26 protein-coding genes and 1 pseudogene are annotated in these 26,945 nt (G+C 67.6%); 13 read left to right on the top strand and 14 right to left on the bottom strand.

Going from position 1 to position 26,945, the window contains the following annotated elements; translation table 11 throughout:
- A pseudogene (locus DDE13_RS12945) lies at positions 1–529 on the top strand (ester cyclase); the annotation flags it as partial.
- Positions 530–736: 207 nt separating this feature from the next.
- Complete coding sequence (locus tag DDE13_RS12940) at positions 737–1,771, top strand: aldose epimerase family protein (protein WP_235868688.1); 1,035 nt, start codon at positions 737–739, stop codon at positions 1,769–1,771.
- A gap of 156 nt (positions 1,772–1,927) precedes the next feature.
- Here DDE13_RS12940 and DDE13_RS12935 read toward each other — a convergent pair whose 3' ends face one another.
- Positions 1,928–3,550: an acyl-CoA synthetase gene (locus DDE13_RS12935; protein WP_111404709.1), complete on the bottom strand. Its 1,623-nt coding sequence runs from the start codon at positions 3,548–3,550 to the stop codon at positions 1,928–1,930.
- A gap of 125 nt (positions 3,551–3,675) precedes the next feature.
- On the opposite strand from DDE13_RS12935, the gene DDE13_RS12930 reads away from it, so the two are divergent.
- From DDE13_RS12930 to DDE13_RS12920, 4 genes are all read left to right on the top strand, one after another.
- Positions 3,676–4,278: a flavin reductase family protein gene (locus DDE13_RS12930; protein ID WP_111404708.1), complete on the top strand. Its 603-nt coding sequence runs from the start codon at positions 3,676–3,678 to the stop codon at positions 4,276–4,278.
- 65 nt (positions 4,279–4,343) lie between these two features.
- Positions 4,344–4,505 (top strand): hypothetical protein, encoded by a 162-nt coding sequence (locus DDE13_RS23220; protein WP_222626094.1) that lies wholly within the window; start codon positions 4,344–4,346, stop codon positions 4,503–4,505.
- Between the two features lie 75 nt (positions 4,506–4,580).
- Positions 4,581–5,462, top strand: a complete 882-nt coding sequence (locus DDE13_RS12925) for an S-methyl-5'-thioadenosine phosphorylase (RefSeq protein ID WP_111404707.1) — start codon at positions 4,581–4,583, stop codon at positions 5,460–5,462.
- Positions 5,462–5,998, top strand: coding sequence for an adenine phosphoribosyltransferase (locus DDE13_RS12920; protein WP_111404706.1), 537 nt, complete (start codon positions 5,462–5,464; stop codon positions 5,996–5,998). The genes DDE13_RS12925 and DDE13_RS12920 overlap by 1 nt, the downstream gene beginning before the upstream one ends.
- Before the next feature lie 42 nt (positions 5,999–6,040).
- Here DDE13_RS12920 and DDE13_RS12915 read toward each other — a convergent pair whose 3' ends face one another.
- From DDE13_RS12915 to coxB, 13 genes are all read right to left on the bottom strand, one after another.
- A complete protein-coding gene (locus DDE13_RS12915; RefSeq protein ID WP_111404705.1) occupies positions 6,041–6,784 on the bottom strand; it encodes a hypothetical protein in 744 nt (247 codons plus the stop codon).
- A 12-nt stretch (positions 6,785–6,796) separates the two neighbouring features.
- Positions 6,797–6,919: a hypothetical protein gene (locus tag DDE13_RS23585; RefSeq protein WP_268951245.1), complete on the bottom strand. Its 123-nt coding sequence runs from the start codon at positions 6,917–6,919 to the stop codon at positions 6,797–6,799.
- Positions 6,920–7,116: 197 nt separating this feature from the next.
- On the bottom strand, positions 7,117–8,532 hold the full coding sequence (locus DDE13_RS12910) for an FAD-binding oxidoreductase (protein ID WP_111404704.1): 1,416 nt from the start codon (positions 8,530–8,532) through the stop codon (positions 7,117–7,119).
- The gene (locus DDE13_RS12905; protein WP_111404703.1) at positions 8,525–9,346 is read right to left on the bottom strand and encodes an MBL fold metallo-hydrolase; all 822 of its coding nucleotides are present in this window, start codon (positions 9,344–9,346) and stop codon (positions 8,525–8,527) included. The genes DDE13_RS12910 and DDE13_RS12905 overlap by 8 nt, the downstream gene beginning before the upstream one ends.
- A 62-nt stretch (positions 9,347–9,408) precedes the next feature.
- Positions 9,409–9,996, bottom strand: a complete 588-nt coding sequence (locus tag DDE13_RS12900; protein WP_111404702.1) for a GNAT family N-acetyltransferase — start codon at positions 9,994–9,996, stop codon at positions 9,409–9,411.
- The gene (locus DDE13_RS12895) at positions 9,993–11,255 is read right to left on the bottom strand and encodes a M16 family metallopeptidase (protein ID WP_111404701.1); all 1,263 of its coding nucleotides are present in this window, start codon (positions 11,253–11,255) and stop codon (positions 9,993–9,995) included. Before DDE13_RS12895 ends, DDE13_RS12900 begins: the two co-directional genes overlap by 4 nt.
- A complete protein-coding gene (gene thrC / locus DDE13_RS12890) occupies positions 11,252–12,643 on the bottom strand; it encodes a threonine synthase (RefSeq protein WP_111404700.1) in 1,392 nt (463 codons plus the stop codon). Before thrC ends, DDE13_RS12895 begins: the two co-directional genes overlap by 4 nt.
- Positions 12,640–13,314: an SURF1 family protein gene (locus tag DDE13_RS12885; RefSeq protein WP_111404699.1), complete on the bottom strand. Its 675-nt coding sequence runs from the start codon at positions 13,312–13,314 to the stop codon at positions 12,640–12,642. The genes thrC and DDE13_RS12885 overlap by 4 nt, the downstream gene beginning before the upstream one ends.
- Before the next feature lie 82 nt (positions 13,315–13,396).
- Positions 13,397–14,197, bottom strand: a complete 801-nt coding sequence (locus DDE13_RS12880) for a cytochrome c oxidase subunit 3 (RefSeq protein ID WP_111404698.1) — start codon at positions 14,195–14,197, stop codon at positions 13,397–13,399.
- A gap of 15 nt (positions 14,198–14,212) precedes the next feature.
- Positions 14,213–14,809: a cytochrome c oxidase assembly protein gene (locus DDE13_RS12875; RefSeq protein WP_111404697.1), complete on the bottom strand. Its 597-nt coding sequence runs from the start codon at positions 14,807–14,809 to the stop codon at positions 14,213–14,215.
- Positions 14,806–14,997, bottom strand: a complete 192-nt coding sequence (locus DDE13_RS12870; RefSeq protein ID WP_111404696.1) for a hypothetical protein — start codon at positions 14,995–14,997, stop codon at positions 14,806–14,808. The genes DDE13_RS12875 and DDE13_RS12870 overlap by 4 nt, the downstream gene beginning before the upstream one ends.
- On the bottom strand, positions 14,997–15,938 hold the full coding sequence (gene cyoE, locus DDE13_RS12865) for a heme o synthase (RefSeq protein ID WP_111404695.1): 942 nt from the start codon (positions 15,936–15,938) through the stop codon (positions 14,997–14,999). The genes DDE13_RS12870 and cyoE overlap by 1 nt, the downstream gene beginning before the upstream one ends.
- A 51-nt stretch (positions 15,939–15,989) precedes the next feature.
- A complete protein-coding gene (gene coxB / locus DDE13_RS12860) occupies positions 15,990–16,811 on the bottom strand; it encodes a cytochrome c oxidase subunit II (protein ID WP_111404712.1) in 822 nt (273 codons plus the stop codon).
- Between the two features lie 216 nt (positions 16,812–17,027).
- Between coxB and DDE13_RS12855 the strand changes: the two genes are divergently transcribed.
- The 7 genes from DDE13_RS12855 (at position 17,028) to DDE13_RS12825 (ending at position 26,906) form a co-directional block, all read left to right on the top strand.
- Positions 17,028–18,446 (top strand): TldD/PmbA family protein, encoded by a 1,419-nt coding sequence (locus tag DDE13_RS12855; RefSeq protein WP_111404694.1) that lies wholly within the window; start codon positions 17,028–17,030, stop codon positions 18,444–18,446.
- 130 nt (positions 18,447–18,576) lie between these two features.
- Positions 18,577–19,770, top strand: a complete 1,194-nt coding sequence (gene dprA / locus DDE13_RS12850) for a DNA-processing protein DprA (protein ID WP_111404693.1) — start codon at positions 18,577–18,579, stop codon at positions 19,768–19,770.
- Between the two features lie 106 nt (positions 19,771–19,876).
- Positions 19,877–22,561 (top strand): type I DNA topoisomerase, encoded by a 2,685-nt coding sequence (gene topA, locus DDE13_RS12845; protein ID WP_111404692.1) that lies wholly within the window; start codon positions 19,877–19,879, stop codon positions 22,559–22,561.
- Between the two features lie 79 nt (positions 22,562–22,640).
- On the top strand, positions 22,641–23,345 hold the full coding sequence (locus DDE13_RS12840) for a CoA transferase subunit A (RefSeq protein ID WP_111404691.1): 705 nt from the start codon (positions 22,641–22,643) through the stop codon (positions 23,343–23,345).
- Positions 23,345–23,746: a VOC family protein gene (locus DDE13_RS12835; protein WP_111404690.1), complete on the top strand. Its 402-nt coding sequence runs from the start codon at positions 23,345–23,347 to the stop codon at positions 23,744–23,746. Before DDE13_RS12840 ends, DDE13_RS12835 begins: the two co-directional genes overlap by 1 nt.
- A gap of 12 nt (positions 23,747–23,758) precedes the next feature.
- Positions 23,759–24,385, top strand: coding sequence for a CoA transferase subunit B (locus DDE13_RS12830; RefSeq protein ID WP_111404689.1), 627 nt, complete (start codon positions 23,759–23,761; stop codon positions 24,383–24,385).
- Positions 24,386–24,488: 103 nt separating this feature from the next.
- The gene (locus DDE13_RS12825; protein ID WP_111404711.1) at positions 24,489–26,906 is read left to right on the top strand and encodes a ligase-associated DNA damage response DEXH box helicase; all 2,418 of its coding nucleotides are present in this window, start codon (positions 24,489–24,491) and stop codon (positions 26,904–26,906) included.
- Positions 26,907–26,945: the final 39 nt, after the last annotated feature.

Here is a 26,945-nt window from a genome sequence, read left to right as displayed (position 1 = left end):
TCGGCTGCGCGCGGCAGGCGCCGCGGATCGCCTGCCGCCGCCGCTGACGCCAGACACGGACCCGGATGGACCCTATGTCGCGCGCAGCCCCGGCGGCGGGCCGAACGAGTGGGGGGACAGGCTGGCCGACCGGTTGCGCCGGATCATGGATGGCGACCTGGCCGCGCTCGACCGGGGCAGCGACCCGGCCTGCGACCACACCCTGCCCGGCGCCGTCACGGGTCTGGGCAGCGCGCCCGCGCGCATGTTCTGGGCGGGTCTGCGCGCGGCCCTGCCGGGTGCCGCCTTCCGCGTCGAACACCGCCACGGTACAGCGCGGCCGGGCGAGGCCCCGCAGGCTGCCGTGCGCTGGTCGCTCTATGGCCGCCATGACGGACCGGGGCGTTTCGGGCCGCCCACGGGGTGCTTTCTGCATGTGCTGGGCATGACGCAGGCCGAATTCGGCCCAAGCGGTGTGCGCCGCGAATGGACGCTGATCGACGATTGCGCGGTCTGGACGCAGATCGCACTGGCATCGATCGACGCCTGAACGACATCCGCCCGGCTGCAGGGCGCGGCCCGGCGACCGGCACATGGCCCCCGTCGCCGCCACCCGCCGCAGCGCGCCATGACCGCACGCGGCGCGCCCGCCACGCCCCCGGACCCGATCCGCAGCGTGGGACCGCGCGGACCCGCGCGCCTGCACGGCACCATTTCGGCGCTTGCGCCGGGCGGCACGAGGGGATTGGATGCGCCCATGAACATGTCTTCGCACGACCTCCCCGCACCCGGGCTCGATGCCCTCCCCGGCACGACCGGCGGCGCGCCGATCCGGCGCGTGACCCTGTCGAACGGTACCATAGCCGCGGCGATCCTGACCCGCGGCGCGATCCTCAACGATCTGTGCCTCGCGGGGCTGGGCCATGGCCTGACCGTGGGCAGCCCCGACATGGCGGCCTATGCGGGGCCGCTTTCCTATTTCGGCGCCGTGGTCGGCCCGGTCGCCAACCGCATCGCGCAGGGACAGGCCCGGATCGGCGACCGCACCCATGCGTTCGACCGCAACGACCACGGCACCCATACGCTCCATGGCGGCGCGACCGGCACCCACGCGCAGGACTGGGACATCGACACCGTCCAGCCCGACCGCGTGTGCCTGACCCTCGATCTGCCCGACGGCATGGGGGGCTTTCCCGGCAACCGCACGCTCGCGGCGGATTACGCGCTGATCGGGCCGGATACGCTGGAACTGACCGTCACCGCGGCCACCGACGCGGACACTTGGCTGAACCTTGCCCATCACGGCTACTGGAACCTCGATGGCGGGCCGGACCTGGCCGGGCACCGGCTGTGGATCGCCGCCGAGGATTACCTGCCCACCGATGACCGCGCCATGGTCACCGGCGAGATCGCGCCGGTGGGGGGGACGCCGTTCGATTTCCGCAGCCCCCGCCCCATCGGTCCGGGAACCGAACCGCGGCTCGATCACAATTTCTGCCTCGCCCCCGCGCGGCGGACGCCCGTGCACGTGCTGACGCTGACCGGCGCGTCCGGGCTGGCGATGGAGATCTCCAGTTCCGAAACCGGCGTGCAGATCTACGATGCGGGCCGGTTCGACGCCGACGGGGTCGCCGACCATGCCGGTCGGATCATAGGGCCGTTCTGCGGGCTTGCGATCGAACCGCAGGGCTGGCCCGATGCGCCCAACCGGCCCGCCTTTCCATCCGTGCGCGTGCCCGCGGGCACGGCGATCCGGCAGATCACGCGCTGGCGCTTCCGTCGTCCGGGCTGACGCGCGACCAGCCCGATCGGGCATCGGCCGGAAGGCAGCAGGACGCGTCGGCAAGCCCCACGCGGGGATGGCCGAGCACGATGCCCGCCTCCCGGCAAGCAGGCCGGGGCAGAGCTTCCCGCGCCAAGGGTGCCGCTCCAGCCCCGTACCGCCCCGTCAGAACGCCTGCGCCCGCGCGCGCAGTTCGAACTTCTGCACCTTGCCGGTCGATGTCTTGGGCAGCGCACAGAACACGACATGGCGCGGCGCCTTGAAATGGGCCATGTTGTCCCGGCAGAACGCGATCACCTGATCCTCGGTCAGGTGCCGGTGCGGCTTGAGCGTGACAAAGGCGCAGGGCGTCTCCCCCCAGCGGTCGTCGGGGCGGGCCACCACCGCGGCCTCCAGAATATCGGGATGGCGATAGAGCACGTCCTCGATCTCGATCGAGCTGATGTTCTCGCCGCCCGAGATGATGATGTCCTTGGACCGGTCCTTGATCTCCAGATACCCGTCCGGATGCTTCACCGCCAGGTCGCCGCTGGCGAACCAGCCGCCGCGGAAAGCCTTCTCGGTCGCGGACGGGTTCTTGAGATACCCCTTCATCACGCAATTCCCGCGCATGAAGACCTCGCCCAGCGTCGCACCATCCTCCGGCACCGGCTCCAGCGTCTCTGGATCGGCGACCATAAGGTCGTCGAGCGCGGCATTGGCCACGCCCTGCCGCGCCTTCAGCCGCGCCAGCGCGTCGGGGGCGAGGCCCGCCCAGGCCGCCTGCGGCATGCAGATCACCGACGGGCCATAAGTCTCTGTCAGGCCGTAGACATGGGTGATCTCGATCCCCATCGACTCCACGGCGGCGATCACGCTCGCGGGCGGGGCGGCCCCAGCGGTCATCGCGCGCAGCTTGTGGTCGATCCGCGTCTTGAGATGATCTGACGCGTTCGCCAGCAGGTTCATCACCACCGGCGCGCCGCAGAAATGCGTGACCTTCTCCTTGAAGATCAGGTTGAACACCGGCTCCTCGCGCACCGCGCGCAGACACACGTTCACCCCCGCATGGGCCGCGATGGTCCAGGGAAAGCACCAGCCGTTGCAGTGGAACATCGGCAGGGTCCAGAGATAGACGGGATGGCGTGGCATCTCCCACGTGGTGATGTTCGACAGGGCGTTCAGATGCGCGCCGCGGTGGTGATAAACAACGCCCTTGGGATTGCCCGTCGTGCCGGACGTGTAGTTGAGCGAGATCGCATCCCATTCGTCATCCGGCATCACCCACCGGTAATCGGGCGCGGCGCTGGCCAGCAGATCGTCATAGCTCATTCGCCCGACCCGCCGCCCGCCGTCGAAACTGGGGTCGAGGATATCGACCACGAGCATGTCGCGGCCCGCGATCTTCACCGCGCGGTCCACCATATCCGCGAATTCCGGGTCCACCAGCACCGCCTTCGCCTCTCCGTGGTTGAGGATGAAGGCCACCGTTTCGGCATCGAGCCGGGTGTTGATCGTGTTCAGCACCGCCCCGCACATGGGCACGCCGAAATGCGCCTCGAACATCTCGGGGATGTTGGCGGCGACGACCGCCACGGTGTCGCCCCGCCCGATCCCCTGCGCCGCAAGCCCGCCCGCCAGCGCGAAGCAGCGCGCATAGGTTTCCGCCCATGTGCGTCGCACCGCATGATAGACTACCGCCAGCCGGTCGGGATAGACGGCGGCGGTCTTGCGCAGGGCCGTCAGCGGCGTGAGCGGCTCGAAATTGGCCGCGCAGCGGTCGAGCCCGAATTCGTAGATCCCCGCCATGTCCAGCCTCCTCCTCGCTTGCGCCCAGACAAGCGCGCCCCCGGCACCCAAGTCAATCCGGTGCGCGTTGCAATCCCGCGCCGCGCCGGGCAGAACCGGCAGACAACCAGCCGGAGCCAACGCGCATGTTCTACACCCCCGAGGCGGGCCACGGCCTGCCCCACAACCCGTTCTCCGCCATCGTCAGCCCCCGCCCCATCGGCTGGATCGCCACGCGCGGCGCGGACGGGTCCGACAATCTCGCGCCATATTCATTCTTCAACGCGGTCGCCTATGTCCCGCCGCAGGTAATGTTCGCCACCACCTCGGCCAAGCCCGACCGGGGCGACACCAAGGACAGTCTCGGCAATATCCGCGAAACGGGGGTGTTCTGCGTGAATATCGTGGAACATGCCGCGCGCGACGTGATGAACGCGTCCTCCGCCGCGCACCCGCGGGATGTGGACGAATTCTCCGCCGCCGGGATCGCGAAAGCCGCGTGCCAGACCATCGACTGCCCGCGCGTGGCCGATGCCCCCGCGTCACTCGAATGCCGCCTGACCCAAGTGCTCAAGCTGCCGGGTGCCGCCAATTTCGCCGTCTTCGGCGAGGTGACCGGCATCCACCTGCGCGACGACTGCATCCGCGACGGGCGCTTCGACGTGACGGCCTACCAGCCCCTCTCGCGGCTGGGCTACATGGACTACGCCACCGTGACCCAGGTCTTCTCCATGCCCCGCCCCGGCTGATCCCGGTCGGGGCGCCACCGCATCCACGCTTCCCGCCCTGCCGCCCCGGTGCTACCGTGGCGGCCATGGACACGTTCCCGATCGCCTTCTACGCCGCGCTGTGTGGTCTCGTGGGGCTTGCGGCGCCGCGATTTTCCCGCTGGCCCGCGCGGCTCGCCTTCGGGGCCGCACTCGGCGTGGCCGCAGCCACGGCGATGCCGCATATTCGTGCATTCGCAGGTCTCTGACCGCGCTTTTCCCCGTGCGCGATTGCCCCTAGTCTCGGTGCAAATCGGCCATGACACAGGGAACGGGGACACGGCATGGAAACCTATATCGGCGTGATCGGCGGATCGGGCGTCTACGACATCGACGGGCTGGACAGCGCCGAATGGGTCAGCGTCGCCAGTGCCTTCGGGACGCCGTCGGACCACATCCTGACCGGCAGGCTCGATGGCGTGCCCATGGCCTTCCTGCCCCGTCACGGGCGCGGTCATGTCCACAGCCCCACCACCGTGCCCTACCGCGCCAATATCGACGCGCTGAAACGGCTCGGCGTGACCGACGTGATCTCGGTCTCCGCCTGCGGGTCGTTCCGCGAGGACATGGCGCCGGGCCATTTCGTCGTGGTGGACCAGTTCATCGACCGCACCTTCGCGCGCGAGAAATCGTTCTTCGGCACCGGCTGCGTCGCCCATGTGTCCGTGGCGCACCCGACCTGCCCCCGGCTTGGCGCGGCCTGCCTTGCGGCGGCGCGCGACGCGGGCATCACCGTCCATGACGGCGGCACATACCTTGCGATGGAAGGCCCGCAGTTCAGTTCCATGGCGGAATCCCGGCTCTACCGCGACGTGTGGGGCTGCGACGTGATCGGCATGACCAACATGCCCGAGGCGAAACTCGCGCGCGAGGCCGAGTTGTGCTACGCCTCCGTCGCCATGATCACCGATTATGACAGCTGGCACCCGGATCACGGCGCGGTGGACATCACCGACATCATCGCCACGCTGACCGCCAATGCAGGCAATGCCCGGTCGCTGGTCGCACGCCTGCCCGGCCTTCTGGGCACCGACCGCGCGCCCTGCCCACATGGCTGCGACCGCGCGCTCGACCACGCGATCCTGACCGCCCCGGACAAGCGCGATCCCGCGCTGGTGGACCGGCTCTCGGCGGTCGCGGGCCGCGTGCTGCAAGGAACCGCTTGATGACCCAGAAAACCGTCCGCGACTATATCCGCACCATTCCCGATTTTCCGCATGCCGGAATCCTGTTCCGCGATGTCACCACGCTTTTCGCTGATCCGCGCGGGTTCCGCATGGCGGTGGACCAGTTGCTCGCACCCTATGCCGGGCAGCGCATCGACACCGTCGTGGGGCTGGAGGCGCGGGGCTTCATCCTTGGCGGCGCCGTCGCGCACCAACTGTCCGCGGGCTTCGTGCCCGTGCGCAAGAAGGGCAAGCTGCCCGCCGCCACCATCGCCGAGGACTACACGCTCGAATACGGGCAGGCCACGGTGGAGGTGCATGACGACGCCATCGCCCCCGGTGCATCGGTCCTGATCGTCGATGACCTCTTGGCCACGGGCGGGACCGCCGAAGCCGGGATCAGGCTGGTGGAACGGCTGGGCGGCGACATCGTCGGCTGCGCCTTCGTGGTCAACCTGCCCGCCCTTGGCGGACGGGCGAAGCTGGAGGCACTGGGCATGAAAGTCCACGCCCTGTGCGATTTCGACGGGTTGTGACGGCGGCGGGGCGGGCGCACCGCCCGCGCCGCGCAAAGGCGGTCAACTCGCTTCCGCCTTGGCGCCGATGCCGTCTTCGACCGGCGCGTTATCGTTGCGCACCGATTCCATGTTGATGATGCGCAGCGACTTGCGCACCGCCACGTCCCAGGGCTGGGCCGAACTGGCCGGGCAGTCGAGCGTCTGCACCGCCCGTGCCGCATCGCTCTTTTCCATGTCATAAAGCGCAAAGAGCCTGTCCGGCAGGAAAATCTGGACACTGTCGAAGCGATAGGCGCTGAAGGCCTTGTTGTCGCTCGGCACCAGCGACGACCGCACCATGCAGATCCGGTGCCGGGCATTGGCGTATTCCGCCATCCGGCGCTCGCAGTCCGGGGCGATGTCGCGCGGGGCCTCGGCCTGCAACTCGGTGAACTCGCCCTCGAACCGAAGCCGTGCGCCGGCGAACTCGTCATCGTTCAGCATGTCGCCGGGCAGCCCCGGCTGGATCCAGTCGGTCAGGAACGGCAGCGTCGTGCCGATCACGTTCGAAAACTGCGCCCGGACCTGCACCCGGTCCACGAACTCGTCCTGCAACTCCAGCGAACAGAGCCGGGTCTCCGACAGTCCGTCGGGTGCGATGGCATAGATGTCGCCGCCCGCCACGCCGACCGTCGCCTGCGCGCGCCCCAGGTCGAAATGGGACGCCACATCGTCGAGCGTGACCGCCGCGACCTTGCTGAACCCGAAGGCCCCGGCCACGAGCGTGGCCAGAACCCCGAGCATGATTGCGATTCTCTTGAACATGACGCCCTCCGATCAGCGCGGGCAGCAGGCATTGCCGCAGGACTTGTAGCCGTCCGGGCAATCTGAGGACGTGGATTGCGCGGCGGCTGGCAGGCCGGTGAGCGCAAAGGCGGCGAGAAGCAGAAAGATCTTCATGGCAGTCCCCTTGAGTTTTCGGAATTTATAGTGACGTTGCGTCAATATTAACCGATTCTCAACTTACCGGATAGGTGAGGGATTCCCCCGTGCGTTGCGGCACAGTTCGGCGTGGCGCCGCGATGGCGGGCCTGTGCCCTCGACTACCACGGGACTTCTACAAGAATCCTACACGGGATTACGGGCACTTGGCGCGTTCAGGCGCGCAGCACGGCACCGGGATTCATGATGCCCTTCGGGTCGAGCGCGGCCTTGATCGCCCGCATCGCCGCCAGCTTCGCCGGGTCGCCGTAGCGTTCCAGGTCCGCCACCTTCAGCCGCCCGATGCCGTGTTCGGCGCTGACCGATCCGCCCATCTCGTGTACCAGATCGTGTATCGCGCGCTGCACGTTGCCCTGCATGTGGCGGTATGCGTCGCGGCTTTCGCCCTTGGGCGGGAAGACGTTGTAATGCAGGTTGCCGTCGCCCAGATGCCCGAAACAGTTGATCCGGAACGGTCCCAGCCGCGCCACGACCTCCCGGCCCCTTTCGATGAACGCGGGCAGCGCGCCCAGCGGCAGCGATACGTCATGGGACGACACCGACCCGATCAGCCGGTTCGCCTCGGGTATCTTTTCCCTTGTTTGCCAGAATGTTGCGCGCTGTTCTTCACTTTGGGACAGCACCCCGTCGCGCACCAGCCCGGCCTCCATCCCGGCCTCAAACACCCGTTCCAGCGCCGCCGCCGCGTCCCGGTCACCATGCAGTCCCACGTCGATCAGCACGGACCAGTCGGGCGGCGCGGCGAAAGGCTGGCGCTGATCCGGAAGGGTTTCGCGCAGGAAATCAAGTCCTTGCCGCGCGATCAGCTCGAACGCGGTGATCCCTTCGCCCAGCTCCGCCCGCGCCAGTGCCAGCAGCCGCAGCGCCGCTGCCGGGCTGTCCACCACGACAAATGCCGCCGCCTCCGACCGGGGTCGCGGGAACAGCCGCAGGCTGGCCGCCGTGATGACGCCCAATGTTCCCTCGGACCCGATCAGGAGGTTGCGCAGGTCATAACCCGTGTTGTCCTTGCGCAACCGCTTGATTCCGTTCCAGATTTTCCCGTCGGGCAGCACCGCCTCCAGCCCCAGGCACAGGTCCCGCGCATTGCCGTAGCGCAGCACGTTCACCCCGCCCGCATTGGTCGCAAGGTTCCCGCCGATCCGGCATGATCCGTCGGACGCGAGCGCCAGTGGGAACAGCAGGTCATGATCCGCCGCGGCCTTGTGAAGATCGGCCAGGATCGCGCCCGCCTCGGCGATCATCACGCCCTCGTCCGGATAAACCGCCCGCACCTGCGCCATGCGTTCCAGTGACAGCAGGATCGGGGGCGCGCCATCGGGCATCACCTGCCCGCCGACAAGCCCAGTGCCGCCGCCATAGGGCACCACCCCCTGCCCCGCGGCCCCCGCGATGCGCAGCACGGTAGCCACCTCCTCGGGACTGGCGGGGGCGATCACGGCCAGCGCGCGCCCTCGCATCTTGCCCCGCGGTTCTTCCAGGTATGCGGGTGCCGATGGCCGGAAGGCCGCCGGCGGCAGCGCCGCGCGCAGGTCGTCCAGCACGCGGGTATCGGTATCCGTGTCACTCATCGGCGCGCAGGTAGGACGGGCGGAGCAGCTTCACCGTGGGCCGGTCCGGCAGCGTGCGCAGGGAAAGTTCGATCTCGGACCCGCCCGTGCGGTCCACCGCAAACTCGCCTTCCATGCCGGTCAGGAAATATTCCAGCGTGCTGTCGCCGAACCAGTGCATCGGGATCACCACGGACGACCGCAGCCGCTTCACGACCCGCATGATCGCGGCCACGTCCATGGTGAAGCCGCCATCCACAGGCACCATCACCACGTCGAGCCGCCCAAGCGCCGCATATTGTTCCGGCGTGGGTTCGTGGTGCAGGTGCCCGACATGGCCGATGCACAGGCCCGCGGTTTCGAACACGAAGATCGAATTGCCGTTTTCGCCACCGTCCCCGGTATAGCTGCGGATATCCGTGGGCACGTTGCGCACCACCATGTCGTCGAGTTCGAGATAATGGTCCGCAGCACCCGCCTCGAAATCCCAGCCGGGCAGCACATGGGGGATGCGCGGGTCCGGGTCCGGGGTCCAGTGGGTGGAATGCGCGCGGTTCATCGTGGCGACAGTGGGCACGAAGTCGGCCGATCCGATGAAGCCGGAATAGTCGGTCACGGCGCTCAGCCCCTCCGGGGTCTGCAACAGGAACATGGCGTGCCCGATGAAGCGGATGCGCACGGTGTAATCTGGCAGCGGTTCGGACCATGACGCCTTGTGGATCATCCGAACCCCCGGCACGTCCTGCACCAGCGAAATGCAGTGGCTCGGGCGGCGGTCCTGGGCGGCGGCGGGCAGCGCCACCAGCGCGGCCAGGGCGAGAGCAAGAAGACGCATGGCGAATCCTCCGGTATGACGCCGAAAAGCTAGCACGGTCCGCGCCGGGGTCATGTCAAAACTCACCCCGTGGGCGCGCGCCCCCGCCTGTCGCTGCGCAGATTGGCGTAAAGCACATGATTGCGCCACCGCCCATCGATCTGGAGATAGCTTTGCGCGACGCCTTCGTACTTGAAGCCCGAGCTTTCCAGCACCGCGCGCGAGGCCACGTTTTCCGGCAGGCAGGCCGCTTCCAGCCGGGACAGGTCCATCGCCCTGAAGGCGTGGTGGGTCACGGCGCGGATCGCTTCGGTCATGTATCCCTGCCGCGCATAGCGCGCCCCGATCCAGTAGCCCAGCGTCGCCGCCATGGCCGGGCCGCGCCGGATATTGTCGAGCGTGATGGCCCCCAGCAGGTCGCCGGTTTCGGCATGGAACAGGAACAGCGGCAGCGCCGTGCCCCCGTCGATGCTGCGCCGGGCCCAGAGCACGCGGTTGGAAAACCCCCGGCGCGACAGGTGATCGGCGGCCCATGTCGGCTCCCACGGTTGCAGGAAGGCGGCGCTGTCGCGGCGCAGTGCGACCCATGCGAGGAAATCGGCCTGGTCCGGCGGACGCAGGCGCAGCCGTTCCGACGCGATCTGCACGCGGGTCCGGGACAGGCGGATCATGCGGCCAGACGCTCGCGCAGGTCCTCCAGCATGGGGGCATCGCCGACCGGCCCGTACAGCGCCATGGCCGCCGGTGCGCGGGCCACGAGCCCGCCGCTGTAGTCGCGGATGCGCGCGGCGCTGACGCCCTCGATCAGGTCCACGGTTTCCTGCAGGGGCGGCACGCGGTCCCAGATCGCCATGAGCCGCGCCAGACGTTCGGCCCGGTTCGACGGGCTTTCCAGCCCCATGAGCAAGCCGGCCTTCATCTGCGCGCGGGCACGGGCCAGTTCCGCCTCGCTCAGCGTGTCGGTGGCCTTGCGCAGTTCTTCGATGGTGATGCGCGCCAGTTCGGCCACCTGTTCGCCGCTCGTGCCCGCGTAGATCGTCGTCATGCCGGTGTCGGAATAGGCCGAGGCCTGCGCGAAGATCGTGTAGCACAACCCACGCTTTTCACGCACCTCCTGGAACAGCCGCGACGACATGCCCCCACCCAGTGCCGTGGCGAAGACCTGCGCGGTATAGATGTCCTTGTCGCGGTAGCTCGGCCCTTCGAGCGCGATGGCCATATGCGCCTGTTCCAACGCCTTGTCGGTGCGATGCTCGCCGCAGACGAAGCGCGCGGGTTCGGGCACGGCGAAGGGTGCGGGGCGCAGATGGCCGAAGATGCGCTCCGCCTCGGCCACGATCTGGTCATGGTCCACGGACCCCGCCGCCGACAGGATCATCTGGTCCGGCCCGTAGCGTTCACCGACGAAACCGAACAGATCCGCGCGCGAGAATGCCTTGATCCGCGCGGCGTCCCCCAGGATCGTGCGCCCGATGGGCTGATCGGGGAACGCGACCTCCTGCAACCAGTCGAACACGATGTCGTCGGGCGTATCGAGCGCCTGCCCGATCTCCTGCAGGATCACGCCGCGCTCCACCTCGATCTCGGCCTCGTCCATGGCCGGATTCAGGATGATGTCGGAAATCACGTCGAGCGCGAGCATCACGTCGTCTTCGAGCACCCGCGCGTAATAGGCCGTCATCTCGCGCGAGGTATAGGCGTTGATATAGCCGCCCACGTCCTCGATCGCCTCGGCGATCTCCAGCGCGTTGCGCCGCTTGGTGCCCTTGAACGCCATGTGTTCGAGGAAATGGGCGATGCCGTTCTGTTCCAGCCGCTCGTGGCGGCCCCCAGCGGTGACCCACAGGCCGATGGCCGCGGATTTCAGGCCGGGCATGCGTTCGGTGACTATGCGCAGCCCGTTGGAGAGACGATGAATCTCCACGCTCATGCGGGGATCCTTTCCTGGATAAGCTCTTCAATGGCCGCGAGGTCATTGGCGACGCGGGTGACCCGCTCGGGCCGGTCGAACAGGTCGGCCATGCGCGGGGGCAGCGCGGGGCGCGTGCCCATGGCCGCCTCCACCGCGTCGGGGAATTTCGCCGGGTGCGCCGTGGCGAGGGTCACCATCGGCACGGCCGGATCGGCGCGTTCGGCCGCGACCTTCACGCCCACCGCCGTGTGGGGGCACAGCACCTCGCCCGTGTGGGCAAAGGCGCTGGTGATCGTGGCGCGGGTCTCGTCCTCGGACGCGCGGCCGCTGTCGAACAATTCGCGCAGCCGCGCGAGCGCACCCTGGCTGATGGGGAAGCTGCCGGTTTCCGCGAGCATCTTCATCTGGTCGGCCACCGCCGCCCCGTCCCGGTCGTAGACATCGAACAGCACGCGTTCGAAGTTGGAACTGACCTGGATGTCCATGGACGGGCTGATGGTCGGTTCCACCCCGGACTTGGTATAGGCGCCTGTTTCCAGCGTGCGGTGCAGGATGTCGTTGCGGTTGGTGGCGATCACCAGCCGGTCGATGGTCAACCCCATGCGCCGAGCGATGTAGCCCGCGAAGATATCGCCGAAATTGCCCGTGGGCACGGTGAAGCTGACCTTGCGGTGCGGAGCCCCCAGCGCCGTGGCGGCGGTGAAGTAATAGACGACCTGCGCCAGCACCCGCGCCCAGTTGATCGAATTGACCCCGGCCAGCCGCACCCGGTCGCGGAAATCGAAATGGTTGAACGCGTCCTTCACCCGCGCCTGGCAGTCGTCGAAATCGCCGTCCAGCGCCAGCGCGTGGACGTTGGGTTCCACCGGCGTCGTCATCTGGCGGCGCTGCACCTCGGACACGCGGCCATGGGGAAAGAGGATGAACACGTCCACGGCATCGAGCCCCCGGAACGCCTCGATCGCCGCGGAGCCGGTATCGCCCGAGGTCGCGCCGATGATCGTGACCCGGTCGCCGCGGCGCTTCAGCGCCATCTCGAACATCTGGCCGATCATCTGCATCGCGAAATCCTTGAACGCGAGCGTCGGCCCGTGGAACAGTTCCAGCAGGAACTGGTTGGGCCCGGTCTGCACCATGGGCGCGCGGGCATCGTGGCCGAACCCCGCATAGGCCCGCGCGATGATGTCGGCGAATTCGGCATCGGTGAACGTGTCGCCAATGAAGGGCCGCATGATGCGGAACGCGACCTCCTCATAGGGCTGCCCCGCGAGCGCCGCGATATCGCCATGGCTCAGCGTCGGCACGGTTTCGGGCACGTAAAGCCCCCCGTCCCGCGCAAGCCCGGTCAGCATCGCATCCTCGAAGGTCAGAACGGGCGCGCGCCCACGGGTGGAGATGTATTTCATGCAGGCGGGCTTTCGGGTTTGCGGCGGCGCTGCGCCACGAAGAAGGCGGTCATCCCGGCCCAGACCACGGCCATGAGGAACCAAGTGACGGCGTATTGCAGGTGGTTGTTGGGAATGCCGGCGGTGGTCACCGGCAGCGGCGTAACGGCAAGCGGCGCCTCGTCAGTGCGGCGCACGACAAGCAGCACAGGCTCGGTCCCCAGCTCCGCGGCCATCAGTGCCACGTCGCGGGCGAAGAACAGGCGCCCCTCTGGATCGGGTGTGAAGCCGTCGGTCTCGTCCGGCCAGTGCAGGTTTCCCACGAGCGTCGCATCGACCGGCGGGCGATCCCGATCGCGGTCGGTCAGCCGGATGAAGCCGCGATCCACCAAGATCCTGCGCCCCCCCGTGTCGAAGGGCGCGATCACGCGAAATCCCGGCCCCACGGCCTTCAGGCTGGACTGCACGAGGATTTCCTCGTCGCCGATCCGCCCACGCGCCTCCACCGGAAGCCATTTGTGGCGCGCGGGGTCCGGGTCGGCGGGCACTGCGACGGGGGCGGCGGTCAACTCGGCCTCCATCCGTGCCAGCACATCCTCTTTCCAGTGCAGCCGCTGGACCTGCCAGACACCCAGCCAGATCAGCACCGCGGTGCCGAGAAGGCCGAACAGGATGGGCAGGGCGTGGCGCATCGGGGCTCCGGATGGGGTACGGAAACGGCAAGGCGCAGGCCATCGGCCCGCGCCCCGCTTTAAGCCATGGTCTGGGACAGGTTCAACCGCCCCAGATGTAGATCGACGCGAAGAGGAACAGCCACACCACGTCCACAAAGTGCCAGTACCATGCCGCGGCTTCGAACCCGATATGGTTGTCCGGGGTGAAATGCCCTGCCTGAAGCCGCAGCAGACAGATCGCAAGGAAGATCGTGCCCACGATGACATGGAAGCCATGGAACCCGGTCGCCATGAAGAAATTCGCGCCATAGATGTTGCCTGCGAAGCCAAAGGCCGCGTGGCTGTATTCGTAGACTTGGAAGAACGTGAACAGGATGCCGAGCCCGATGGCGACGACCAGCCCCCATTTCATGTCCTTGCGATTGTTTTCATGGACCAGCGCATGGTGCGCCCATGTCGCCGCAGCCCCCGAGCACAGCAGGATCAGCGTGTTGATGAGCGGCAGGTGCCATGGATCGAACGTTTCGATCCCCACGGGCGGCCACTGCCCGTCCACCGCCGGGCTGTCCGGTCCCATGGGGTAGAGCGCGTGCTTGAAGAACGACCAGAACCACGCCGCGAAGAACATCACCTCGGACATGATGAACAGGATGAAGCCGTAGCGCAGGCCGATCTGCACGACCGGCGTATGGTCGCCGACCTGGTTCTCGGTCACGGTCTCGGCCCACCAGCCATACATGACGTAAAGCACCATGATGAACCCGGCGAGAAACAGCCAGGGTCCGCTGCCATGCATCCAAAGCACGGCACCGAACAGCATGACGAACGCCCCCACGGACCCCAGAAGCGGCCAGAGGGACGGTGGCAGGATGTGGTAATCGTGGTTCTTCTCGTGTGCCATTGGGTCGCTCGCTCGTCAGTTCACGGAGGTTTGGTCGGCATCCGGCGCAAGCTGCGCCTGCTGGTCTGCCGGGATATCGGTCTCGTAGAAGGTGTAGGACAGCGTGATCGTGTGCAGATACTTCGCCTCGCGGTCGTCCACCATGTCGGGATCGACGAAGAAGGTCACCGGCATCAGCACGGACTCTCCGGGCTGGAGCACCTGCATCTCGAAGCAGAAACAGTCAATCTTGGTGAAGAACAGCCCCGCCGCATAGGGTGCCACGTTGTAGCTTGCGGTGCCCGCGATGGGCCGGTCGGTCGGATTATGCGCCTCGTAGAAGGCAAGACCCGTTTCGCCCAACCGGACCGTCATCGTGCGTTCGACCGGCTTGAAGGTCCAAGGCATGTCGCGGTCGGTGGATGCGTCGAAGCGGACCGTGACCGTGCGGTCGAGCACGCGGTCCGAACCCTGCTCCGCCTGCGACGTGGTCCCGCCATAGCCGGTCACGCGGCAGAACAGGTCGTAGAGCGGCACGGAGGCCCAGCCGAGGCTGCCCATAACCAGCACGACCCCGGCCGTGCCGATCGCCGTGCGCCGGGTGCCCGGCAGATTCCGGAACCACGCGATCATTGCGCGCCCTCCGCCGGAAGCATTTCCGGCCGCAGCACGTGGTCGAAGCCCTGGTTGATCCCGCCCCGGTCGATCTTGACCACGGTCAGCCCGAACATCACCGCGACGAAGGCGGCAAGCGCCAGCCCGAGCCCGAGATTGCGTCCGAAGCGGCGCTGGTGAAGATCGTGATCCTTGCCGAATGCCATCAGAACACCCCCCAGCCTAGGCGCACCAGCGCGGCATCGGCGATCAATGCCCCGAAATGCGCGAAAAGATAGTAGAGCGACAGGCGGAAGAACGCCTTTTCAACGGCGTAATTGTCAGCCTCCGCCGCCGCGTCGTCCCGGCGCCAGATCGCCACGGCGCCCTTCAGGAACATCAGGTTCAGCGCGATGGCAGTCGCAAGATAGACGGGCCCGCCGATCACCGTGAAGCCGGTGCCCACCGCGAGGATGGCCAGCACGACCGTATAGGCAAGGATGTGCCGCCGCGTCGCGGGGCGCCCATGGGTGACGTTCAGCATCGGGACACCCGCATCCGCGTAGTCCGATTTCATGAACAGCGCGAGCGCCCAGAAATGCGGTGGCGTCCACAGGAAGATCAGCGCGAACATCAGCACGCTTTCGACCGACATGCCCCCGGTCACGGCGGCCCAGCCGATCATCGGCGGAAAGGCCCCCGCGGCCCCGCCGATCACGATGTTCTGCGGCGTCCAACGTTTCAGCCACATGGTGTAGATCACGACATAGAAGAAGATCGTGAAGGCCAGCAGCCCCGCCGCGGCCCAGTTGCTCGCAAGCCCCAGCATCACCACCGAGATGCCGGACAGCGCCAGCCCCAATGCAAGCGCTTCGTCGGCGCGCACAGTGCCCGCGGGCACCGGGCGGCCGCGGGTGCGGCGCATCTTCGCGTCGATATCGGCGTCCCACCACATGTTCAGCGCGCCCGACGCGCCGCCGCCGAGGGCGATGAACAGGATGGCCGCGAACGCCTCCATCGGGTGCAGGCCGCCGGGCGCCACCACGAGACCGGCAAAGGCGGTGAACACCACGAGCGTCATGACACGCGGCTTGAGCAGCGTCACGTAATCGCCGAAACCCGCGTCACCGCTGCGGGTCTGGTCGAGCGTGCTGGTCAGATCGGTCATTCACGTCTCCGGCCGACCCCACGCGCGCAGGGCCGGTCTTGGCAAGGTCGGTCAGCGTGCGGCGATGTCGTAACCGGCGGGCGTGCCGGCGTAGTTCTCGCGCATTTCTTCAAGCCAGGCGGCGTACTTTTCTTCGCTCACGACCTTCACCGTGATCGGCATGTAGGCATGGGCCTGCCCGCACAGTTCCGAACACTGGCCGAAATAGACACCTTCCTGCTCGGCCTCGAACCACAGTTCGGCAAGCCGCCCCGGCACCGCGTCCTGTTTCACGCCAAAGGCGGGCACGGTCCAGGAATGGATCACGTCGGCGCCGGTGACCTGGACCACGATGGTCTTGCCCACGGGCACCACCATCGCCTCGGTCGTCGCCAGAAGGTATTCGTCGGGGGCGTAGCCCGCTTCTTCGAGCTCGTCGCGTTCCAGCATGAAGGCGTCGAAATAGAAGCCCTCGTCCACATATTCGTAACCCCAGTACCACTGGTAGCCGGTGGTCTTGATGGTGATGTCCGCCTCGGGGATCTCCTGCTGCTTGAACAGGATCGGCAGCGAGAATGCGCCGATGAACACGAGGATCAGGATCGGCACGATCGTCCATGCCACTTCGAGCGGCGAATTGTGCGTGAAGGTTCCGGGCGTCGGGTTGCGCTTTTCGTTGAATCGCAGGATGCACCATGCCAGCAGCGCGGTCACGAGGATCACGATGGCGACGATGATGACGTTGATGAAACCGTCGAGCCATTGCAGGTCGCGCGCCAGTTCCGTCGCCGCGGGCTGGAAGCCCATCGCGCCCGGCGTCGGCTTGCCGATCGTGGGCAGTTCGCCAAGCACGTCCTGCGCCAGCGCCGCCGTTCCGGTCATCAGGGCGGCCATGGCAGCGAAGGCGGGGGCAAGTGTCGTGCGCGTCTTGTGCATGATGTCTTCCTGTTGAACTTCCCCGGGTCCGCACGCACGATAGCCTGCAAGTCCGCACGGGGTGCGTTGCGATTTGGATCGCAAAAATCATATCTGAGGCAGCCAAACAAGAACCACGGGCTGCGACATTCCGGACCGATTGATCTGGATCAACGACAGGAAGCGAGGAAACTCATGGAGTCTGAAAGGTTTGACCCTTTCGCGGACCGGATCGACCCGGATGTCGCAGCCGCGCGGCTGCGCGCCGCGACCGACGGCGCGGACGACGGGGAGCTGTTCCTGGAACGCCGAAGGTCCGAGGTTCTCGGCTTCGACGACGGGCGGCTGCGCACGGCCAGTTTCGATGCCGCCGAAGGGTTCGGGCTACGCGCCGTGCGCGGCGATACCACCGGCTACGCCCATTCCACCGAGATCACGGAAGCCGCGCTGTTGCGCGCCGCGGATACCGCGCGTCTGGCCGTGGGCGCCGGTGGCGGGACGATGGCCGAGGCACCGTCGGGCACCAACCGGCGGCTCTACAGCGACGTGGACCCGGTGATCGAGGCGCCCTTCGCCGCCAAGCTCGCCACGCTGCGCGATATCGATGCCTTCGCCCGCGATCTCGATGCCCGCGTCGTGCAGGTGTCGGCGACGCTGGCGGCGAGCCGGCAGGAGGTCGTGATCCTGCGGCCCTGCGGCACGATCCTGCGCGACACGCGCCCCATGACGCGGCTCAACGTGTCGGTGATCCTTGAACAGAACGGGCGGCGCGAGACCGGCAGTTCGGGCGGCGGCGGGCGGCAGGCGCTGTCGCTGCTGACCGATCCAGGCCACTGGCAGGGCGCGGTGCGCGAGGCGCTGCGGATCGCAGCGGTCAACCTGGAGGCCGAGGCCGCGCCCGCAGGCGTGATGGACGTGGTGCTCGGCCCCGGCTGGCCGGGCATCCTGCTGCACGAGGCCGTGGGGCACGGGTTGGAGGGCGATTTCAACCGCAAGGGAAGTTCCGCCTTTGCCGGTCTGATGGGACAGCGCGTGGCCTCCCCCGGCGTGACGGTGCTGGACAACGGCACGATCCCCGACCGGCGCGGGTCGATCAGCATCGACGACGAGGGCACCGCGAGCAATGCCACCACGTTGATCGATGACGGCATCCTTGTCGGCTACATGCAGGACCGGCAGAACGCGCGGCTGATGGGCGTGGCGCCCACTGGAAACGGGCGGCGGCAGAGCTTCGCGCATCCGCCCATGCCACGCATGACCAACACCTACATGCTGTCGGGCAAGGCCGATCCGGCGGACATCCTGGCGGGGCTCGACGATGGCATCTATGCCGTGGGTTTCGGCGGCGGGCAGGTGGACATCACCAACGGCAAGTTCGTGTTTTCATGCACCGAGGCGTACCGCGTGAAGAACGGACAGGTCGGCGCACCGGTCAAGGGCGCCACGCTGATCGGCGACGGTCCCACCGCGATGCAGCACATCCAGGCCATAGGCAGCGACACCGCGCTCGATCCGGGAATCGGCAATTGCGGCAAGGCGGGGCAATGGGTGCCCGTCGGGGTCGGCCAGCCCACCCTGCGGATCGGGCGACTCACCGTCGGCGGTTCGGGATAGGGCGCGCATCTCGCCGGATCGGGGGAGAACACGAGGGAATTTTCGGGAAAATCGTCGTGAATTTTCCCCTCTTTACTTTGCGTTAATCGGTAGGGCGCAGCACTGGGATCACCCCAAGGGCGGAGCTGCGATGACGCAAACCCTGTTCTCCTCCACGACCACACCCCTCATCCCACCCAAGACGGACGAGGACAGGTCAGCGTGGCTCCGCCTCTTGCGGTCAAGGGGCGTCGGCCCCCAGACATTCTTTCGCCTCATGGGCGAACACGGCAGCGCCGCGGCGGTGCTTGATGTGCTGCCGGGGCTCGCGGCGCGGGCGGGCGTGTCCCAGTACAGTGCGGCCAGTGCCGAAGACATCGCCGCCGAGATGCGTGCCGGACGCAAGGCGGGCGCGCGGCTGTTATGTTTCGGCGACGCGGCCTACCCGCCGCGGCTTGCCGATATCCCCGACCCGCCCCCCGTTCTGTGGGTGCGCGGCGACCCGCAACACCTCGCCCGGGCAGCCGTCGCCATCGTCGGCGCGCGCAACGCGTCCAGCCTGGGCGAACGGATGGCCCGGAAACTGGCGCAGGACCTTGGCGCCGCGGGATTCGTGACTGTCTCCGGCCTCGCACGCGGGATCGACGCGGCAGTGCACGGGGCGACGCTCGGGACCGGCACGGTCGCGGTGCTGGCGGGCGGCGTCGATGTTGCCTACCCTTCGGAAAACGCGACACTTCTGACGCGGATCGCCCAGCAGGGTGCCGTGGTGTCGGAACAGCCCATGGGCCTGAACCCGCAGGCGCGGCATTTCCCGCGCCGCAACCGGATCGTGTCGGGGCTTGCCGCCGGGCTGGTCGTGGTCGAGGCGGCGGCGCGGTCGGGCAGCCTGATCACCGCGCGGCTCGCCGCCGAACAGGGGCGCGAAGTCATGGCCGTGCCCGGCCACCCGTTCGATGCACGGGCGAGCGGCTGCAACCTGCTCTTGCGCGACGGCGCCACGCTGATCCGCAGTGCCGATGACGTGATCGAGGCGCTGGGGCCGGCATCCGCGCGCGCTTCGGGTCCGGTTGCCGTGCCGCAGCAGGCCCGCGGCGACAGCCGTCCCGAGGTTTCGGGCGACAACGCGCCAGGACGTAAGACCCCTTCCCGGACGGATCGGCCCGACCCGCTTCGGGACCATGCCGCCGCGATCATGGCCCGGCTCGGCCCGACACCCCTGCCCGAGGACCAGTTGATTCGCGACCTTGCCCTGCCTGCCACGCAGGTCGCGCCCATGCTGATGGAACTGGAACTCGACGGGCGGATTCAGCGTCACGCCGGGGGCATGGTATCCCGGACCTGACGGCGCCGCCGCACGGGGCGCGGCGGATGGGCGTCATTGACATCCCCCGCCATGCGGTCACATCTGAGGGCCACCCGCCACCCAAGTTGCCGTGCTGGAGCCCTGAATGCCCGTCGTCGTCGTCGAGTCGCCCGCGAAAGCGAAGACCATCAACAAGTACCTGGGCGACAACTTCACCGTTCTGGCCTCCTACGGGCATGTGCGCGACCTGCCCCCCAAGGACGGGTCCGTCGACCCCGACCACGGCTTCGAGATGCTCTGGGAAATCGGCGCGGACAGCCGCAAGCACGTCAAGGCCATCGCCGACGCGCTCGCCCATGACGACACGCTGATCCTCGCGACCGACCCCGACCGCGAGGGGGAGGCGATCAGCTGGCACCTTCAGGAGGCGCTGACCAAGCGCAAGGCGATCAAGAAGTCGACCGAGGTCAGCCGCGTCGTCTTCAATGCCATCACCAAGGCCGCAGTGACCGATGCGATGAAGAACCCCCGGCAGGTCGACATGGAACTGGTCCATGCCTATCTTGCCCGCCGCGCGTTGGATTACCTCGTCGGCTTCAACCTGTCGCCCGTGCTGTGGCGCAAGCTGCCGGGTGCGAAATCCGCGGGCCGCGTGCAATCCGTGTGCCTGCGCATCATCGTCGAGCGCGAGATGGAGATCGAAGCCTTCGTGCCGCGCGAATACTGGTCGGTACGTGCGGCCCTCGACACGCCGCGCGGACATGGCTTCGTGGCGCGCCTGACGGAGTTCGGCGGCAAGAAGCTCGACAAGTTCAGCCTCGCAACCGCCGAGGCGACGGAAATGGCCGTCCACGCGGTCGCATCGCGCAAGCTGACCGTGGCGCGCGTGGAGGCCAAGCCGGGCACCCGCAACCCCGCACCGCCCTTCATGACCTCGACGCTGCAGCAGGAGGCCAGCCGCAAGTTCGGCTTCGGCGCGCGGCAGACCATGAGTGCCGCACAGCGGCTCTATGAGGCCGGGCTCATCACCTACATGCGGACCGACGGGATTGACATGGCGCCCGAGGCCGTGATGTCCGCCCGCGACGCGATCAAGGACCGCTACGGCGACAGCTACCTGCCCAATTCGCCCCGCATGTACAAGAACAAGGCGAAGAACGCGCAGGAAGCCCACGAATGCATCCGCCCCACGGACATGGGGCGCGACGCGGGCACGCTGCGCATCGCCGACAGCGACCAGCGGCGGCTCTACGACATGATCTGGAAGCGCACCATCGCGAGCCAGATGGCGGCCGCGCGACTGGAGCGCACGACCGTGGACATCAACAGCCCTGACGGCCAGGTGGTGCTGCGTGCCACCGGCCAGGTGATCCAGTTCGACGGCTTCCTGAAGGTCTACGAGGAAGGGCGTGACGACGCGGGCGACGAGGATGACGCCCGCCTGCCGCAACTGTCCGAAGGCGACACCGTCACGCTGTCGGGCGGCGCGCTGAAGCCGGATCACGACAAGGCCACGGCCAGCGCGATCCTGTCGCCGGATGGCGCGGTGCTGGGCCAGCAGCATTTCACCCAGCCCCCGCCGCGCTATACCGAGGCGTCGCTCGTGAAGCGCATGGAAGAACTGGGGATCGGTCGGCCCTCCACCTATGCCTCCATCGTGACCACGATCCAGGATCGCGGCTATGTCGCGCGCGACGGCAACCGACTGATCCCCGAGGACAAGGGGCGGCTCGTGACCGCGTTCCTGGTCAACTATTTTCGAAAGTATGTCGGCTACGACTTCACCGCCGATCTCGAGTCGCAGCTTGACGACGTCTCGGCGGGGGAGCGCGACTACAAGGAGGTGCTGGACCAGTTCTGGCGCGATTTCTCCGCGGCCATCGCGGAAACCGCCGATCTGCGCATCACCGAGGTGCTGGAAAAGATCAACGAGGTGCTCGAACCGCATCTCTTCCCGCCCACCGCCGACGGCACCGACCCGCGCCTCTGCCCGAATTGCAGCGCGGGGCGGCTGTCCATGCGCACGGCCCGGTCGGGCGGGGCGTTCATCGGCTGCTCGAACTACCCTGAATGTCGCTACACCCGCCCCTTTGGCCCCCCGGGCATGGAGGACGCAAGCGGCATTCCGCCCGAGGGCAAGCTGCTGGGCGAGGATGCGAGCGACAAGATATATGCCTTCAAGGGCCGGTTTGGTCCTTACGTCCAGCGCGGCGAAGCGACGGAGGATCAGCCCAAACCGCCGCGCCAGTCGATCCCCAAGGGCTGGCCGCCCGAGGAGGTGGATCTGGAAAAGGCCGTGAAGCTGCTGGCGCTCCCGCGCGAGATCGGCCCGCACCCCGAGGACGGCGTGACCATCTGGGCCAATATCGGGCGCTATGGACCCTATCTGAAACACGCCGAGACGATTTCCCACAAGGGCGGCACTAACGCCAATCTCGACGATGTGGAGGACGTGTTCACCATCGGCATGAACCGCGCGGTAGAGGTGCTGGCGTCGAAACCGGGTCGCGGCAAGCCCAAGACCGCCGCGCCGCTCAAGGAACTGGGCGAGCACCCCGATGGCGGCGCGATGTCGGTGATGAAGGGCCGCTACGGGCCCTACGTGAAATGGGGCAAGGTCAACGCGACCCTGCCCGACACGGTGGAACCCGACGACCTGACGGCGGAACACGCCATCGAGTTGCTGAACGCGAAAGCCGCGAAATCCGGCAAGAAGAAGCCCGCCGCCAAGAAGGCCGCGCCGAAAAAGACGGCAAGCAAGTCGGCAGCGAAGAAAGCCGCGCCGAAGAAAGCTGCCGCGAAGAAGGCCCCGCCGCGCGCCGCCGAGTGATCCGCCGCACCGCGGCATTTTGTTGACACCCCCGCGCCGCGCGGCCACAAACAGGGGCAAACGCGCAAGAGGGATTTGCATGAACAAGATCTACGGCACGGCGTCCGAGGCGCTGGACGGGCTTCTCCATGACGGGATGCTGATCGCGGCAGGCGGGTTCGGCCTGTGCGGTATTCCCGAGCTTCTGATCGACGCGATCGTCGACAGCGGTGTGAAGGACCTGACCGTCGCGTCGAACAACGCGGGCGTGGACGGGTTCGGACTGGGCAAGCTGCTGGACACCCGCCAGGTCCGCAAGATGATGTCGTCCTACGTGGGCGAGAACGCGGAATTCATGCGCCAGTACCTGTCGGGCGAGCTGGAGCTGGAATTCAACCCACAAGGCACGCTGGCCGAGCGCATGCGCGCCGGCGGCTGCGGCATCGCGGGCTTCTACACGAAGACCGGCTACGGCACGCAGATCGGCGAGGGCAAGGAGGTCAAGGTCTTCCGCGGGGAACATTACATCCTCGAGGAAGGGATCTTCGCGGACCTGTCGATCGTCAAGGCGTGGAAGGCGGACGAGACCGGCAACCTCGTGTTCCGCAAGACGGCCCGAAACTTCAACCCGCCCGCGGCCATGTGCGGCAGGGTCTGCGTGGTCGAGGTGGAGGAAATCGTGCCTACCGGCAGCCTCGATCCCGACCACATCCACCTGCCCGGCATCTACGTGCACCGCCTGATCCAGGGGCAGCACGAGAAGCGGATCGAACAGCGCACCGTGCGCCAGAAAGAAACTGCGTGATGCCACGTCCGCGGATCATCGGCGCGGCACAACTTGTGCCCGTGACAGATCTGGCCGCGAGCGTGGCATTCTACACTGGAACACTCGGCTTTTCCGAAGTGATCCGGGCCGAGGAGTGGAATTTCGTCACGGTCCGACGCGAGGGCGTGATGTTGGGGCTGCAAGGCAGTGCCGACAGCGATCTTGCGAAGATTACCGGGAACAACCTTGCCACCCAGGTCTGGGTGCGCGACCTTGGTGCGCTCTGGGCAGACCTGTCGCCCGCGCTTGCCGACCTGCCGGAGGGTCGTGTCAAGGCACCGTTCCGCCAGCCCTACGGCGTGCACGAATTCCACGTCAAGGATCCCGACGGCTTTCTGATGCTCTTCGCGGAAGCCAACGATACCGACCTGTCCGATTGAAGGAGGCAGACAATGCCCTGGGACCGCAACCAGATGGCCGCCCGCGCGGCGGAAGAACTCGAAGACGGCTGGTATGTCAATCTCGGGATCGGCATCCCGACGCTCGTCGCCAACTACGTCGGCGACAAGGACATCACGCTGCAATCCGAAAACGGCATGCTCGGGATGGGTCCGTTCCCGTATGAGGGCGAGGAAGACCCCGACCTCATCAACGCGGGCAAGCAGACCATCACCGAACTGCCGCGCACGGCCTATTTCGACAGCGCGACCAGCTTCGGCATGATCCGCGGCGGCAAGATCGCGGCGGCGATCCTGGGCGCGATGGAGGTGGCCGAGAACGGCGATCTGGCGAACTGGATGATCCCCGGCAAGCTGGTGAAGGGCATGGGCGGCGCGATGGACCTTGTCGCGGGCGTCGGCCGGGTGATCGTGGTGATGGACCACCAGAACAAGGCGGGCGAATCCAAGCTGCTGAAGCAGTGCACCCTGCCGCTCACCGGGACGGGCGTAGTGGACCGGATCATCACCAATCTCGGCGTACTCGACGTGGTCGAGGGCGGCCTGAAGATCGTGGAGACCGCCGACGGCGTCACCGAAGACGACATCCGCAAGGCGACAGAGGCGACCATCGTCGACTGACGCCACCCAAATCGACATGAAGACCCCGCCCGGAGCCGCATCCGGGCGGGTTTTTCGTTTCCGCGCGCTGGCCCTTGTCGCGCAGGCCGCCTAGGTGCCGCAGATGACAGCGCTTCCCACGCCCCTGCACGACTGGCTGGCCCGACGCGGCTGGTCGCTGCATCCGCACCAGCAGGACATGCTCGACGCCGCGCGTGATCCCGCCTGCCTGCTGATCGCACCCACCGGCGGGGGCAAGACCCTGTCGGGCTTCCTGCCCACACTGGCCGAACTGACAGAGACGCCGCGCACGGGGCTCCACACGCTATATGTCAGCCCGCTCAAGGCGCTGGCCACGGACATCCGCCGCAACCTGGAAACGCCCATCGCCGAGGCGGGCCTGCCCATCCGGGTGGAAGACCGCACCGGCGACACGACGGCAACCGCGCGGAAGCGCCAGCGCGCCGACCCGCCGCATATCCTGCTGACGACGCCCGAGTCGCTTGCGCTGCTCCTGAGCTACGAAGACGCGCCGCGCATCTTCGCAGGGCTGCAACGGGTCGTGGTTGACGAGATCCATGCGCTCGCCGAAAGCAAGCGCGGTGACCAGCTGATGTTGGCGCTGTCCCGGCTGCAATCGCTGTGCCCTGACCTGCGCCGCGTCGGGCTGTCGGCCACGGTGGAGGACCCGGCCGCCATCGCGCGCTTCCTCGCCCGCCACCCGCAGCCCTGCCGCATCCTGACCGCCGATCCCGGCCCCGCGCCGGACATCGCCCTTCTGGACGTGCCCGCGCCGCCGCCATGGTCCGGGGGCGGCGGGCGCTACGCCATCCCCGCAGTGCTGGATGCCGTCCGCGCCCACCGCACCACGCTGATCTTCCACAACACCCGCGCCCAGGCGGAACTGTTTTTCCACGATCTATGGCTGCAGAACGCCGATGCCCTGCCGATCGGCATCCACCACGGATCGCTGTCGCGCGAACAGCGCGCCCGCGTCGAAGGCGCGATGGTCACGGGCGACCTGCGTGCCATCGTGTGTACCGGATCGCTCGATCTCGGGATCGACTGGGGCGACGTGGATCTGGTGATCCAGGTCGGCGCGCCGAAGAACGTCAAACGCCTCGTGCAGCGGATCGGGCGGGCGAACCACCGCTACAACGCGCCGTCCAAGGCCCGCATCGTGCCCGCCAACCGGTTCGAACTGGTGGAATGCCACGCGGCGCTGGATGCGGTGCGCGCGGGCGCGCTCGACGGCGACCCGCGCGGGCCGGGGCCGCGCGACGTGCTCTGCCAGCACATCCTGATCGCCGCCTGCGCGGGGCCGTTCGACGCCGATGCGCTCTATGCCGAGGTCACAACCGCCGGACCCTATGCCGCGCTTTCCCGCGACGCCTTCGACGCCTGCCTCGATTTCTGTGCCACGGGTGGCTACGCGCTGCGGGCGTACGACCGCTGGCAAAGGCTGCAACAGCGCCCCGACGGCACCTGGCAACTGCGCGACCCGCGCGCCGCGCGCCAGATCCGCATGAACCTTGGCACGATCATGGATACCGACACGCTCAAGGTGCGGCTGCGCGGACGCGGCGGTGCGCCGCTGGGCGAGGTGGAGGAAGCCTTCGCCGCGACGCTCACCCCCGGCGACACCTTCCTGATTGGCGGGCAGATCGTGCGTTACGAAGGCCTGCGCGAGTTGACGGTGGAGGTCACGCGCCGCGGCGGCGACACGCCAAAGATCGCCACCTTCATGGGCACCAAGTTCGCCACCTCCACGCAACTGTCGGACCGCATCCTGACCATGATGGCGCAGGACGACTGGCCCGACCTGCCCGCCCACACGCGCGATTGGCTGCACCTGCAAAGGCGCGTGTCCCGGATGCCGCGTGCCGACCGGCTGCTGATCGAAAGCTTCCCCCATGACGGGCGCGCGCATACCTGCGTCTACGGCTTCGCCGGGCGCAACGCGATGCAGACGCTGGGCCTGCTGCTGACCCAGCGGATGGAGGACCTGGGGCTCGGTCCGCTCGGCTTCGTCGCCACGGATTATGCCGTGCTCGTGTGGTCGGTGGACCCGCTGACCGACCCTGCCCCGCTGTTCACGGGCGACAACCTGCGCACGGGGTTCGAGACATGGCTCGCGGGCAATGCCGTGATGAAACGCACATTCAAGGCCAGCGCCATCATCGCCGGGCTGATCGACCGCCAGAGCCCCGGCAAGCGCAAGACCGGGCGGCAGGCGACGTTTTCGTCCGATATCCTCTATGACACGTTGCGCAAATACGACCCCGACCACTTGCTGCTGCAGATCACGCGGGAGGAGGCGCGGCGCGGTCTCGTGGATTTCGGCCGGATCGAGGAGATGATCGCCCGCACCCGCGGCCGGGTTGATCACGTCACCCTGCCCCGTGTCACCCCGCTGGCCGCCCCCCTGTTTCTCGAACCCGGCCGCGTGCCGGTGCAGGGTGCAGGCGCGGAACGGTTGCTGGCCGAAGCGGCGGAACGTCTGCTGGCCGAGGCCGGGCTTGGGGCACCAGATACCGCCTGATCCGCGCGAAAGGGGCTGGCGGACGCGCGCCGCCCGCAT

Origin of the sequence: Meridianimarinicoccus zhengii (assembly GCF_003254465.1) — a bacterium.
GTDB lineage: Bacteria > Pseudomonadota > Alphaproteobacteria > Rhodobacterales > Rhodobacteraceae > Meridianimarinicoccus > Meridianimarinicoccus zhengii.
Note: the sequence above shows the minus strand (reverse complement) of the source record. Positions and strands in the feature narration are given on the sequence as shown.